Origin of the sequence: Corynebacterium sp. L4757 (assembly GCF_043673995.1) — a bacterium.
Taxonomy (GTDB): domain Bacteria; phylum Actinomycetota; class Actinomycetes; order Mycobacteriales; family Mycobacteriaceae; genus Corynebacterium.
Map to the genome: position 1 here is coordinate 39,894 of NZ_JBIMEN010000003.1, position 12,996 is coordinate 52,889.

Sequence of the window (12,996 nt, forward strand, 5' to 3'; positions counted from 1 at the left end):
TAACGAATTCACCCCAGTATCAAGCGGAAAGACCTGAATACTGGGGTATATCGAAACCGTGCGGGACGTCTGGCTACTTGATGGTGGCGATGACCGTCGAGGAATCCAGGCGGTCGCCTTCTTTGGCGTGCAACGTGATGGTTCCGGTGCGCGGTGCTTTGATGGCAGATTCCATCTTCATCGCCTCGACGGTAGCGATTGCGTCGCCCTCAGTAACATCATCACCGTCGGTGACGTTCCACGCCACGAGGTTGGCTTCGAAGGGAGAGGTGACATCGCCATCACTAGTGGTGCCGTTGCCTGCAGCTGCCTCACCTCCCGGTGTCGAGCCTGCTGGTGCACCGCTGGTCGAAGCGCCAGCCGCGGAATTGAGGAACTCGACTGGCAGTCCGACGTTAACGAGCTTGCCACCGATTTCAATCGCGATATTTTGCCGTGGTGCGTAGATGGCCTCCACCTTATCTACCTGGTGTGCAGCAGATGGGCGGTAGTTATGGTCCACCCAGTCGGTATAGACCCCCAGCTGAGAACCAGTCAGCGCTGGTTCATCCATCATGTCGCGGTGGAATGGCAGCACGGTGCGTACACCGGAGATGGTGAACTCGCGCAGCGCGTGGCGGGCGCGGGTCAGCGCAATTTCACGGGTCGGTCCCCACACGATGAGCTTGGCAATGAGCGAGTCATAATACGGCGGAATGATGGAACCGGAACGCACAGCGGAATCCACGCGAATGCCAGGGCCTGTCGGTGGTTCAAAGGTGAGAATCGTGCCTGGGCACGGTGCGAATCCATTGAGAATGTCTTCAGCATTGATGCGGAATTCAAAGGCATGGCCATGAGCTTCCGGATCTTCTGTGATAGATAACGGTTCACCAGCAGCGATGCGGATCTGCTCAGCGATGATATCTACGCCGGTGACGGCCTCAGTGACTGGGTGCTCCACCTGCACGCGGGTATTAACTTCCAAGAAGGAAATGGTGCCGTCTTCAGAAACAATGAATTCCACGGTGCCAGCGCCGGTGTAGTTCACCTTGGAGCAAATGGCGCGGGCGCCTTCGATGATGCCTTCGCGCTGGGCATCGGTAAGCGATGGAGCTGGGGCTTCTTCAATAAGCTTTTGGAAGCGACGCTGCGTGGAGCAATCGCGGGTGCCTAGGACGGTGACGTTGCCATGGGAATCGGCAAGCACTTGCGCCTCAACGTGGCGGGGATGGGTGAGGAATTTCTCTACGTAGCATTCAGCACGCCCAAAAGCTTCCATGGCCTCACGTCCAGCGGAGTTAAAGGCGCCTTCGATTTCCTCCAAGTCATGAACAACCTTGAGTCCGCGCCCGCCGCCGCCATAGGCAGCCTTGATGGCAATCGGCAAGCCATGCTCTTCAGCGAAAGCGCGGGCTTCCTGCCAATCCCCAATTGGATCAGAAGTGCCGGGGGCGAGAGGCGCGCCGACTTCTTCTGCCACGCGGCGTGCAGCGATCTTGTCACCGAGCAGCTCAATCGCTTCTGGTTGAGGGCCAATCCAGATCATGCCTGCTTCTGCCACGGTACGGGCGAAGTCAGCATTTTCTGAAAGGAAGCCATAGCCGGGGTGCACGGCATCAGCGCCGGCACGAGCAGCGATATCCAGCAGCGCAGGGACATTCATATAGGTATCGGAGGCTGTGTTGCCAGGCAACGCATAGGCTTCATCCGCGACCTGGGTGTGCAGAGCACCTGCGTCAGCATCGGAGTAAATCGCGATGGATTTTATGCCTAAGTCACGGGCGACGCGGGCGATACGAACGGCAATCTCGCCACGGTTGGCGATGAGGATGGTTTTAATGGTCATGAGTGTTGTCCTCTACTTCAAAGCGCACGGTGGCTCCCGGTGGAAGCTGCGCGGCGATATCAATGTCTTCTTCTAATACAGTGGCCACCACTGGGTAGCCGCCGGTTACTGCGTGATCACGCAGGAAAAGCACCGGCTTGCCATTGGGCGGAATCTGCACGGAGCCAGCCACCATGCCTTCTGAAGGAAGCTCGCCTTCAACAATTCGCTCGACGGTGGTGTCGGATTCCAGGCGAATACCAACGCGGTTGGATGAGGAGCTGATAGTCCATTCCGCGTCTAGGAAGCTGTCAACGTTATCCCCGAACCAGTCATCACGGGGGCCGAGGACGCAGCGCAGCGTGGCAGTGGTGCCGCCATTGGCGGTAGGGCGAATCCGCAGCGGGTTGGTTAGCTGACCATCGGTCATGCCGGTGGAGCGCGGAAGCACACCGAGAATATCGCCGGCTTGCACGGGGGCGGGGCCCAGACCTGAAAGTACATCTGTGGATGAGGAACCGAGTTCTGATTCAGCGATGAGCCCACCGCGGATGGCGATGTAGCTGCGGAAACCATACTCAGCACCGGTGATACGAACGGTTTGCCCGGCGGTGACTAGCACTGGGCGGGCGAGCTGAACAGGCATATCGCCGAGGTAGACGCCGGCAGCAGCACCGGTGACACAGACGACGGTGTCGCTGAGCGCCTTCAGCGAGATACCGCCGATATTCTCCAGCACTGTTGATTGGCGTGGGTTGCCCACAGCAATATTGGCCGTTGCCGCCGACGCTCTATCTGCCGCACCGGATGAGGTGACACCCAGGTCGCCGTAGCCAGGCCGGCCGAGATCCTGGAAGAGAGTGAGCAGGCCGGAGTCAATGACTTCCATGCGCGGCAGACGTGCAGGAGAACGCTTGGACTGTGAGCCCGAGTCATAAATATCAGGCAGTGTAGTGACCGCGCGATAACGCACGCGGTCACCAGGCTGCACCAGCGCAGGTGGCTCAGCATGCGAGTCCCACATCGGGGTATTAGTGGTGCCCAGCAACTGCCAGCCGCCCGGTGATTTACGTGGATAAACCGCTGAGAAATCACCCGCGATGGCGACTGCACCTGCGGGAACCGCGGTGCGTGGGTTGGCGCGGCGGGGAATCTCGCGGATATCTTCCGGATTGGCTGGTGCGCAGTATGTAAAGCCTGGCGCAAAGCCGCCAAAGGCTGCGGACCACTCGGTGGAGGTGTGCCAGTCAATGAGTGCTTCCCGGGAAATGCCCAGGTGCTCAGCTACGTCATCGACGTCTTCGCCATCATAAAGCACATCAATTTCCACCGTGCGGGAGTCAGCAGCTTGCGCTTTAGGAGGGGTGAAATCGCTTAAGAATTCTTGGGCGCGCCGGGTCGAATCAGGGGTTTCGAAGGTGAGCAGCACCGTGGTGGCGGCAGCGATGCAATCCACCTGGTTAGCGAGCGGGCGCGCGGTGAGTGCTGCGTGATAATCCATGACCTGGCTGAGGCCAGCGAGATCAAGAAGCAGCGCGCGCGTTCCAACGGGGTGGATCTGCATTAGGCGAAGCTCCGAATCTCAATATCACGGCGCTGCAGCTCCGCAACCACATCCCGCAGCAGATTCACTGCACCGGGTGAATCCCCATGGGTGCACACGGATTGGGCGTCGACGCTCAACACGCTGCCATCAACAGCTGTGATGGAGCCGGTTTCAGCAACTTCCAGTACGCGGGCAACTACCGCTTCCGGATCGTGGAGAACAGCGTTGTCTTTAGTGCGGCTCACGAGAGTGCCGTCGGGATTGTAATTGCGGTCGGCGAAAGCCTCGCGGATAACAGTCATCCCGGACTTCTCCGCGATGTCGACGGCCACGCCGCCAGGGAGCAGCATCACAGGCAAATCGCCATAGGCCTTGACACCAGCGATGACTGCTTCAGCCTGTGCCGTGTGGTGGACAATCGCGTTATACATCGCACCATGTGGCTTTACATAGGACACGCGTGTGCCATGCGCACGCGCGAGGGCTTCCAGTGCACCGATTTGGTACGTAATTTCATCGGCAAGCTCGGCTGGAACGTATTCAATGAAACGCCGTCCGAATGCAGCTGGGTCGTTATAACCAATGTGTGCACCGATGGTGACGCCGGCTGCGGCAGCGGCCTTCAGTGTGCCGGCAATCGAGTGCGGGTCACCGGCATGGAAACCGGTCGCCACGTTGGCAGAAGAGACTAGCTCCAGCACTGCCTGGTCATCAGCAACTGGATTGCCAGCGGTTGTTTCGCCTAAATCTGCATTGAGATCAATGAATATCGACGACATCGAGCACCACCCCTAAGCTTGTTGAACAATTAACGAGATTAGTATAACCCACATCACTAATCTTTGTGAAGCCCATTACTTTAAAATCTAGAGGTGTCCCAGATTGGGTGGTGGAATTTAGCCCCAGCCGAGGCGATGCAAGTCTTCTTCTTCGAAGCCAAAGTAGTGGCCGAGCTCGTGAAAGACCGTAACTTCGACCTCGTGGGCAAGCTCTTCTTCGGAGGAGCACATATTTTGTAGTGCGCCACGATAAATGAAGATGGCGTCGGGTAAAAAGCCCGTGTGATGGTGGGTGCGGTCTGTGAGCGCCACGCCTTCGTAGAGGCCTAGGATTTCGGGATTGTCCTCGTTAAAGTCCCGGACCAAGATGACCATGTTGCGCATCTTGTCCACGAATTCATCGGGGATTTTATCGAGCGCATCATTGACCATCTCATCAAAGCGCTCTTCCGAAACCTGAACCATAGAAATCCGCTTAAGTGGGCATCTTACTGTGCTGGGACGGCTTCGGCAGCGTCACCGGCATTGTCGCCGGCATCAGTGTCGGAGTTGGAATCCGCGGGTTCGGAGTCATCACCAGAGTTCTCGCGCAGCGGATTGCGCTCTGGCTGCTCGGTTGGTGGCGCGCCATTGATGGTCAGACCATCGCGACCGTCCTGAGCGGTGCCGATGATTTCAGAGAAGGAATTTCCATCCTCACCTGCGTGGATGAGCGAGCAATTGACCGAGCGGGTACCGCCATTCCAGGAGGTCTCAGAAATGGCATCCCAGTATGGCTGAAGGGTGGACTGGTAGAGGTTTTCTTCCTCACCCATGTATGCGATGGCGTCATCATTGCAGCGCTGCGCGAGGTAATCGTTCTGATCCTCGACCGAAGGAGTGCCGTCGGTGAAATGCTCGGCCAAGTTAACTACAGACACGGTTTCGAGCTGGTGGGGCTCGGAACAGTCTACAGTGCGCAGCACCTGGTCATCACCAATCTCGCGGCAGGCGCCCGGGGCGGCGATATTTGCTTGGTCGACTTCAGATACCCGGCCTTGGGTCTCTTGCGGGATGCCGTTTTCATCGGTGGTCTGCAAGCCGCACAGCATGGTGCGATCGCCATTCGCCCAGGCCTCGGTAGGTGGCAAGATTGGGGCAATGGAATACTTTCCAGCTGGGTCGAATTGCCCATCCAAGTAATTCAGCGTGGAACCCTGGCAGAGTTCCTCACGGAGCTGCGCTTGGCGCTCCATGCTTGGCATTTCGGCATCTGGACCGAACTCACTGGTGGGGTAGATGGCTAGGTTTTCTACCGTGGAGACCTCAAAACGGTGATCTGAGGCGCAGTCAGTGGTCTGAAAATCACTAAAAGTGCCGTCAGAACCGACCTGCCATGTCAGGCAATCACCCTCAGAAGCCGTGGTGAAAGGTGTGCTTTCATCCCCGACTCCAGGCGAAGAGGTGGTCGTGTCAATCACGGGTGATTCCTCAGCGATGCTGGCAGCATTGCCGCTGAAATAGTCATAGGCGCCGAGGAATGCCGCTGCACAGGCAGCAGCGACAAGTGCAATGCGTGGTGCAGCCGCAGAACGCCAGGGCTTTGGGGTGCTTGCATTAGTCATAAGAAACCTTAGTTTAGCCGACCAGTTGTTTCAGCCGAGAATCATTAAAAATCTAAAGCCCGGCCGATTCGAGTGGATAGTCGGTACCGGTCAGTGCGATAAACGGATGAACACCACTCTACGGGCTTATCCCCTGAGCTGGAATATCTAATGATGTGTAATAAAGGTGCGCCAACTTCTACATCCAATAGGGCGGCGACTTCTTCATCAGCCGCAACTGCGGTTACTGTCTGATCGGCGGCGGAAATCGGCAGGTGGAAGTCATTTTCTAAAATGGAATAGACGGAGTTGTAGACGTCATTCTCTAATAGGGTTGGCGCGAGTTCGGAGTTATACCAACCATCATCGATGGAATAAGGCTCCCCATCGCCCAAACGCAAGCGGCGCAAGTGAATGTGCGGGGTGGATTCATCAGTATCGAAAAACTTGAAGACATCTTCCGGTGCGCTAGCGCGGCCGGATAACAAGATGCGAGAACTAGCAGAGACATCCTGGGCGCCCATCTCATCGGAAAATGATGCTAGGTGCAGCCGCGAAACCAAAGGGTTCGGGGCAACGAAGGTTCCTTTACCTCTTACTCGACGCAAACGGCCGGCGGCGACAAGATCTCCAATCGCGCGGCGAACAGTAATGCGCGAAACTCCATAAACATCTTCGAGCAGGCGCTCACCGGGAAGTAGATCGCCCGGTTTCAATGTGGTGCGGCACAGTTCATTTAAGATTTCACGCAATTGGGCGTGCTTGGGAATTGGCCCATCCACTATCTCCCGTTGGGGCAAAATCGGTGCCTGTGACATATGTCCATCCTAGGCTTCTGGTTATTACCACTGCAACCGTTTTGTTATGGACTAAAAAGTTTGGCTGCATTGTGCTGGCGGTTGTGGCGTATTAGTAATAGGGGTGCGGTAGGATTAGCGCCGTGATTGATCTTAAATTCTTGCGCGAGAACCCAGACGTTGTACGTACCTCCCAGGTCACCCGTGGTGAGGACCCGCAGCTGGTAGACCAGCTGTTGGAAGCTGATACGCGTCGCCGATCTGCTATCTTGGCTGCTGATGAACTGCGTGCCGAGCAAAAAGCATTTGGTAAGAAGATCGGTCAGGCATCTCCGGAAGAACGCCCAGCCCTGCTGGAAGGCTCCAATGAGCTCAAAGACAAGGTCAAGCAGGCTGAAGAAACCCAGCGTGAGGCTGAGGAGCAGGTAGAAACCCTGCAATACAAGATTTCCAATATCGTCGAAGGTGCGCCAGCCGGTGGCGAGGATGACTTCGTGGTCCTTGAACACTACGGCGAAAAGCCAGAGTTCGACTTTGAGCCAAAAGACCACCTGGAGCTCGGTGAGTCCCTGGGGCTCATCGATACCAAGCGCGGTGCGAAGATTGGTGGCGCACGCTTTTACTACCTCACTGGTGACGGCGCTTTCCTGCAGCTGTCCATGATGGTGCTGGCTGCACAGAAGGCACGCGCAGCTGGTTTCAGCCTGATGATTCCACCAGTTCTGGTCCGTCCAGAAATCATGGCCGGTACTGGTTTCTTGGGTGACCACGCTGATGAGATTTACTACCTTGAGCGTGATGACCTGTACCTAGTGGGCACTTCCGAGGTGGCGCTTGCTGGCTACCACAAGGATGAGATCATTGACCTGTCCAATGGTCCTATCCAGTATGCCGGTTGGTCTTCTTGTTTCCGCCGTGAAGCTGGCTCCCACGGCAAGGATACCCGCGGTATCCTGCGCGTTCACCAGTTCGACAAGGTGGAGATGTTCACCTACTGCAAGCCAGAAGATGCAGAGAAGCAGCACCTGCAGCTATTGAGCATGGAACGCGAAATGCTCGATGCCATGAACTTGCACTACCGCGTCATCGATGTCGCTGGTGGTGACTTGGGTGCATCGGCAGCCCGCAAGTTTGATACTGAGGCATGGGTACCAACCCAGGGCACATACCGCGAGCTGACCTCGACCTCGAATTGCACCACCTTCCAGGCACGACGTCTGCAGACCCGTTACCGCGATGACAACGGTAAGACCCAGACTGCCGCAACCCTTAACGGTACCTTGGCTACTACCCGCTGGCTCGTGGCAATTTTGGAAAATAACCAGCAGGCTGATGGCACAGTGGTTATCCCTGAGGCTCTGCGCCCAATGATGGGTAAGGACGTACTTGAGCCAATCAAGTAGATCTTGTCATTTTTCGCAGCATACCGTCAGATAAGTACGAATTAGCAAGGATTCCTCATGGTTGATACGAACTGCGCGCTTGAGCTGCGTCAGGGAATTTTCTGGGTGCCTACTGATTTAGAGGAACTACCCGCGCATAAAGAGTGGCGGGAGCTGATTTACCGCAACATCATCGGCCTTGCGCGAAACATCATGACGGCGCAGGGACTGCGAATCACCGTTTATGGTGCGGAGAATATCCCTGCTGATGGTGGTGCGGTGTTGGCGATGAACCACACTGGTTATTATGACTTCATATTAGGCGGTGTGCCTGCGCATTTACGTGGCAAGCGGATGGTGCGGTTCATGGCGAAGAAAGAAATCTTTGTCAATCCGTTCATCACCTGGTTGGGCAAGAAGATGAAGCATATTCCGGTGGACCGTCCCGCCGGCGGTGCGTCGATCAACGTTGCACTGGAGAGTCTTGCCGAGGGCAACCTCGTGGGTATTTTCCCGGAGGCCACCATCTCGCGTTCTTATGAGATTAAGGACATGAAAAGTGGTGCGGCGCGTATTGCCAATAAGGCGGATGTTCCGTTGATTCCGATGGTGTGTTGGGGCTCGCAGCGTATCTGGCCAAAGGGCGGCAAGAAGGATCTGGGGCGCTCAAAGACACCGATCATCATGATGGTCGGGGAGCCCATCCCGACTACCGGTGATGCGGATAAAGATATTGATGCTTTGTACTTTGCTATGAAGTCGATGCTTGAGCAGGTGCGGGACCTCTATGATGAGCGCTATGGCCCATTTGAGGATGGTCTGCCTTGGCGCCCGGCGTCCATGAATGGCACCGCGCCGACACTGGAAGAGGCAGCACGCATTGATGCGGCTGTGCGCGCTGAGCGTGCCGCCAAGAAAGCTAAAGAAGCTGAGCAGCAAGCCGCGAAGGCCGAGCGCAAAGACGAAGAAAAACTGGCTAAGCGGGCACAAAAGCAGTTGAAGAAGCTTTCGAAGCGAGCGCGGAAGGAACAGAAATAGCGTGAATGCTCCGAAGTTCATTGCCTCGGATATTGACGGGACCTTTCTGAACCCTGACCACCGAGTCGTCCCGCGTAACCGCGACGTGGTTGTGAATGCTGTTCAAGCTGGCGCGAAATTTGCATTGGCAACGGGACGCCCACACCGCTGGATTGAGCCGGTGTTGGAACAGCTTCCGATTCGCCCATTATGCGTGACCTCTAATGGTGCGGTCGTGTATGACTCCGATCAGGACCGCGTGGTTCGCGCGATTGAGCTCGAGACCGAAGCAATGGGCGATATTGTTACCGCCGCCCAGGAGATCATGATCCGTCATGGTGGTGTGTCTTTCGCCGTCGAACGTGCTGGTATGACCGCAAATGATCCACTGGATACGCTGTATGTGGTGGATGAGATGTACGCATCCCAAACTGATTTTCACGGCTTTGGCGTGGAATCAGTGGAGGGTGTAGTGGGGACTCCTGCCGTTAAACTTATTATCCGCAATACCGCGATGGACTCTTCGGAGCTATTTGAGCTGATCAACCCACATGTTGATCCAGAGAAAGCGCACGTGACATTCTCTATGCCAGATGGAATGTTGGAAGTGGCTGCTCCTGGCGTGACTAAGGAAGTTGGCGTGGAGTACTTGGCGGATCATTACGAGATTGCGCAGAAGGACGTTATTGCCTTTGGTGATATGCCCAATGACATTGAAATGCTCCAGTGGGCTGGTCGGGGCATTGCGATGGCGAATGCTCATGAGTCTGTGAAGGCAGCAGCCGATGAAGTCACGGTCTCTAATGCTGAAGCAGGTGTCGCGCACATTCTTGAGCAGTGGTTCTAATGGTTAATCCACGGTATATTGCAGCCATTGACCAGGGCACAACGTCGACTCGCTGCGTCATTGTTAATCATGACGGCGAGATTTGTGGTTCAGCGCAATTCGAACATGAGCAAATCATGCCGCGTCAGGGCTGGGTGGAGCATGATGCTACAGAGATTTGGTACAACGCACGCCGCGCAGTTTCCGCAGCAATGGTGGAAGTAGACGCCGCACCGGAAGATTTCGCGGCACTTGGTATTACCAACCAACGCGAGACCGCTGTAGTCTGGGATAAGAAGACCGGCAAGCCGATCTATAACGCAATTGTGTGGCAAGATACCCGCACCTCAAATGCGATTAATCCTGATGATAAATGGCTCGACCGCACGGGTTTATTGGCAAACTCCTATCCAGCTGGTCCAAAAATTGCGTGGATTCTGGATAACGTTGACGGTGCACGAGAACGTGCTGAGAAAGGCGAATTGCTCGCCGGAACAATAGACACATGGCTGCTGTGGAATCTCACTGGTGGTGCCCGGGGTGACCAAGGCAAAGAAGCAGTACATCTTACTGATGTCACCAATGCTTCACGCACACTGCTCATGGATATTCGCACTCTGCAGTGGGATGAAGAACTATGCCAGGAAGTTGGCGTACCCCTCAATATCCTCCCCGAGATTCGCCCCAGCGTTGGTAATTTCGGCCAGGTCCGAACCCAAGGTTCTTTATCTCAAGTACCAATTACTGGAGTTCTTGGGGACCAGCAGGCAGCGCTCTTTGGGCAGGCCGCATTCTACGAAGGCGAAGCGAAGAATACCTATGGCACCGGGCTTTTCATGTTGCTCAATACCGGTGAGCAACCACGGTGGTCTGATAATGGTTTGCTTACTACCGTGGCTTTCCAATGTGAAGGAAAAGAGCCGGTCTATGCCTTGGAAGGTTCCGTTGCTGTTGGCGGCTCGCTGATTCAATGGCTCCGCGATCAGCTCGGAATCATTCCGAATGCCACATCAAGTGAGGCCATTGCGGCAAAGGATAATGGCGGAGTGTACATCGTGCCAGCCTTCTCGGGCCTTTTCGCTCCTCGCTGGCGACCGGATGCCCGCGGCGTAATTGTGGGGCTGACTCGTTTTGCTGACCGCACTCACATCGTGCGCGCGGCATTGGAGGCCACCTGCTTTCAAACCCGTGAAGTTGTTGAAGCCATGGAAGCAGATTCAGGCATTGATCTCACCGCGCTCCATGTTGATGGCGGCATGGTAGCCAATGAACTACTCATGCAATTGCAATCGGATATCTTGGATGCCGAAGTGATTCGCCCGAGGGAGATTGAGACTACCGCGCTTGGCGCCGCTTTTGCCGCCGGCTTGGGGCAGGAATTTTGGGCTGACCTTGAAGAATTAGAAAACCTGGTGACAACGGATAAGTGCTGGTCTCCAGATATGGATGTTAAAGAACGCGACCGCCTCTACTCCGAATGGAATAAGGCTGTTGAAAGAACCCTGGACTGGGAAGATTAAGTTTTCTCTAAAGGCCAGTATTTCAAATAAAGGATTAAGAATAGCGGCTCAAGGAAGAGCAATCACAGCACAATCGTGGTCAAAGCAATCGTCGTTGTCAGTGCATCATAGAACGTGATTTCTTGAGGTCTCCCGCTTCCTTGTACTGCTCAGCGGCGTCATTAGCCTTTTTGAAAGAAGCGATCATGGAAATCAGCATGATAAGCACGATGGGGAGACTAATAAATGCGATATAGGATTCATCCACAAAGAAAAAGAGAATAGCGCCGATAATAAATGGCACTCCACCAAGCATTATGTAACCAGCCGCTGCTTTGTGGCCTTGTATCCAAGCTGTCTCGTTGGCTATTAGTTTAGGTGTTTTTAGCCCTGCCCAAGAGTTCATTGGCAGCTTTTCTTGTTGTGCCCTCAATCCGATGGACACAGCGCCAATGCCCAGGATGAGGTACGTGACTGTCATTACTATTGCATAAGCCGACATCAAGCCCTCCTCTGATCAAAATCCCACTTTGCGAATTGATAGCCTAACATGATCAGAGCAACGTGAAAATGGTGATGTTCAGCCCTGGCTTGCTGGGATTAATGAGCTAACCGCAATGCAATCTGACAGTGCTGGGCCAGAGCAAAACGGTGCTTAGTAGGGGAATAGTGGTTAGTTGAAAATTTTAAGGTCGAATTCATCCATCACTGGTTCGATAACTTTCCCTGCCGCAAAGGTTGCGTCATAATCACTGCCATAACTATTGACGGCCACCGCCCAAATTTCAGTTTGCGTGGAATCACGCGGGTCGAATGCCCAGATGGCTCCACCGGAATCGCCGTGGTCAGTGATATTGGCGAATTTTACCGTGTAATGGTTGACCATTTCTTCATAAGAACCGCACGATAGGCCGGAGCGGAATCCCAAGCGGCACATATAAGGCTTAGCGCTTTCTAACCATTCAGTTCGGGCGACTCCCTGCAATCGGACCGGAGAGTCAGACATGCTTACACGCGGATTGGTGACAACGTAGCTGAAATAGTCTGGGTGGATCTCAATTAGACCGTAATCAGGACCTGAGACCAGCGCGCCCTCGTCATAGGCGCTGTAGACAAACTCGCCAATGTGCACTTGTTCGCCACCACTGGTATCAACGTAAACTTTATCGCCGACCTCGCCGCAGTGACCAGCAGTGAGATTGTAGATTTTTGTATCGTTGCCAACCCACCAGCCAAAAGAACATTGGCCCCATCGGTCAGCAGTATTTTTCCACGTTAAGTAGCTTGCGCCGGGTTCCATGTAGCCTGCGGTTTCAAGGTCACGGAATTTGGAGCTGTTGCGATAGATCCGGCGATCTCCTACTGCTTCGACTTCCGTCTCATTTAAGAAGAAGGAACCCAGTCCGGCCTGAAATTCTGCCGCTTCCGCAGCTCCTTCCGAGGGAAGCGGAATGGAATCCTCCACACCCGACCAGCCGCTACCTTCTTCATCGCTTCCGCTGCTTGTCGTGTCATCATTTATTTCTTGTCCACTATCAATTGCGGATGCACTTCCTGCGCCCAGCGGAGCTTCGGGCGCTTGAATGTTGATGGAGCACGCTGTGAGAATCCCCAGCGTGCACAAGATAAGAGCGACTTTAAGCACGCGCATACCAATAAACCCTTTCGGAATTATTGGGGTTCAACCGAAAACCGGTCTGATTAAATTTATCCCCCGATAAATTCTTCCCCCGAAAGAAAATCTTAAATCTTAGAATATC

12 protein-coding genes are annotated in these 12,996 nt (G+C 54.8%); 4 read left to right on the forward strand and 8 right to left on the reverse strand.

Annotation, left to right across the window (positions count from 1 at the left end):
* Positions 1-73: 73 nt before the first annotated feature.
* The 6 genes from ACG98I_RS04990 to ACG98I_RS05015 all read right to left on the reverse strand — a co-directional run bounded on the left by ACG98I_RS04990 (position 74) and on the right by ACG98I_RS05015 (position 6,533).
* Positions 74-1,828 (reverse strand): acetyl/propionyl/methylcrotonyl-CoA carboxylase subunit alpha, encoded by a 1,755-nt coding sequence (locus ACG98I_RS04990; protein WP_394719215.1) that lies wholly within the window; start codon positions 1,826-1,828, stop codon positions 74-76.
* Positions 1,818-3,371 carry a 5-oxoprolinase/urea amidolyase family protein gene (locus tag ACG98I_RS04995; RefSeq protein ID WP_394719213.1) on the reverse strand — a complete coding sequence of 518 codons (1,554 nt, stop codon included), beginning with the start codon at positions 3,369-3,371 and terminating at the stop codon, positions 1,818-1,820. Before ACG98I_RS04995 ends, ACG98I_RS04990 begins: the two co-directional genes overlap by 11 nt.
* Positions 3,371-4,132, reverse strand: a complete 762-nt coding sequence (locus tag ACG98I_RS05000; RefSeq protein ID WP_394719211.1) for a LamB/YcsF family protein — start codon at positions 4,130-4,132, stop codon at positions 3,371-3,373. The genes ACG98I_RS04995 and ACG98I_RS05000 overlap by 1 nt, the downstream gene beginning before the upstream one ends.
* 117 nt (positions 4,133-4,249) lie before the next feature.
* On the reverse strand, positions 4,250-4,597 hold the full coding sequence (locus tag ACG98I_RS05005) for a metallopeptidase family protein (RefSeq protein ID WP_394719210.1): 348 nt from the start codon (positions 4,595-4,597) through the stop codon (positions 4,250-4,252).
* Positions 4,598-4,620: 23 nt separating this feature from the next.
* Entirely contained in the window at positions 4,621-5,736 is a 1,116-nt protein-coding gene (locus ACG98I_RS05010) for a septum formation family protein (RefSeq protein ID WP_394719209.1), read from the reverse strand.
* A gap of 44 nt (positions 5,737-5,780) precedes the next feature.
* The gene (locus ACG98I_RS05015; RefSeq protein ID WP_394719207.1) at positions 5,781-6,533 is read right to left on the reverse strand and encodes a GntR family transcriptional regulator; all 753 of its coding nucleotides are present in this window, start codon (positions 6,531-6,533) and stop codon (positions 5,781-5,783) included.
* Between the two features lie 122 nt (positions 6,534-6,655).
* Between ACG98I_RS05015 and serS the strand changes: the two genes are divergently transcribed.
* From serS to glpK, 4 genes are read left to right on the forward strand one after another with little or no spacing between them, the layout of a single operon-like run.
* Positions 6,656-7,915 (forward strand): serine--tRNA ligase, encoded by a 1,260-nt coding sequence (gene serS / locus ACG98I_RS05020; RefSeq protein WP_394719205.1) that lies wholly within the window; start codon positions 6,656-6,658, stop codon positions 7,913-7,915.
* 57 nt (positions 7,916-7,972) lie between these two features.
* Positions 7,973-8,932, forward strand: coding sequence for a 1-acyl-sn-glycerol-3-phosphate acyltransferase (locus tag ACG98I_RS05025; RefSeq protein WP_394719203.1), 960 nt, complete (start codon positions 7,973-7,975; stop codon positions 8,930-8,932).
* Between the two features lies 1 nt (position 8,933).
* Positions 8,934-9,758 (forward strand): HAD family hydrolase, encoded by an 825-nt coding sequence (locus ACG98I_RS05030; RefSeq protein WP_394719202.1) that lies wholly within the window; start codon positions 8,934-8,936, stop codon positions 9,756-9,758.
* Complete coding sequence (gene glpK, locus ACG98I_RS05035; protein ID WP_394719200.1) at positions 9,758-11,257, forward strand: glycerol kinase GlpK; 1,500 nt, start codon at positions 9,758-9,760, stop codon at positions 11,255-11,257. Before ACG98I_RS05030 ends, glpK begins: the two co-directional genes overlap by 1 nt.
* Before the next feature lie 97 nt (positions 11,258-11,354).
* Here glpK and ACG98I_RS05040 read toward each other — a convergent pair whose 3' ends face one another.
* Complete coding sequence (locus tag ACG98I_RS05040) at positions 11,355-11,738, reverse strand: SdpI family protein (protein WP_394719199.1); 384 nt, start codon at positions 11,736-11,738, stop codon at positions 11,355-11,357.
* A 171-nt stretch (positions 11,739-11,909) separates the two neighbouring features.
* Positions 11,910-12,887, reverse strand: coding sequence for a hypothetical protein (locus ACG98I_RS05045; RefSeq protein WP_394719197.1), 978 nt, complete (start codon positions 12,885-12,887; stop codon positions 11,910-11,912).
* Positions 12,888-12,996 lie beyond the last annotated feature (109 nt).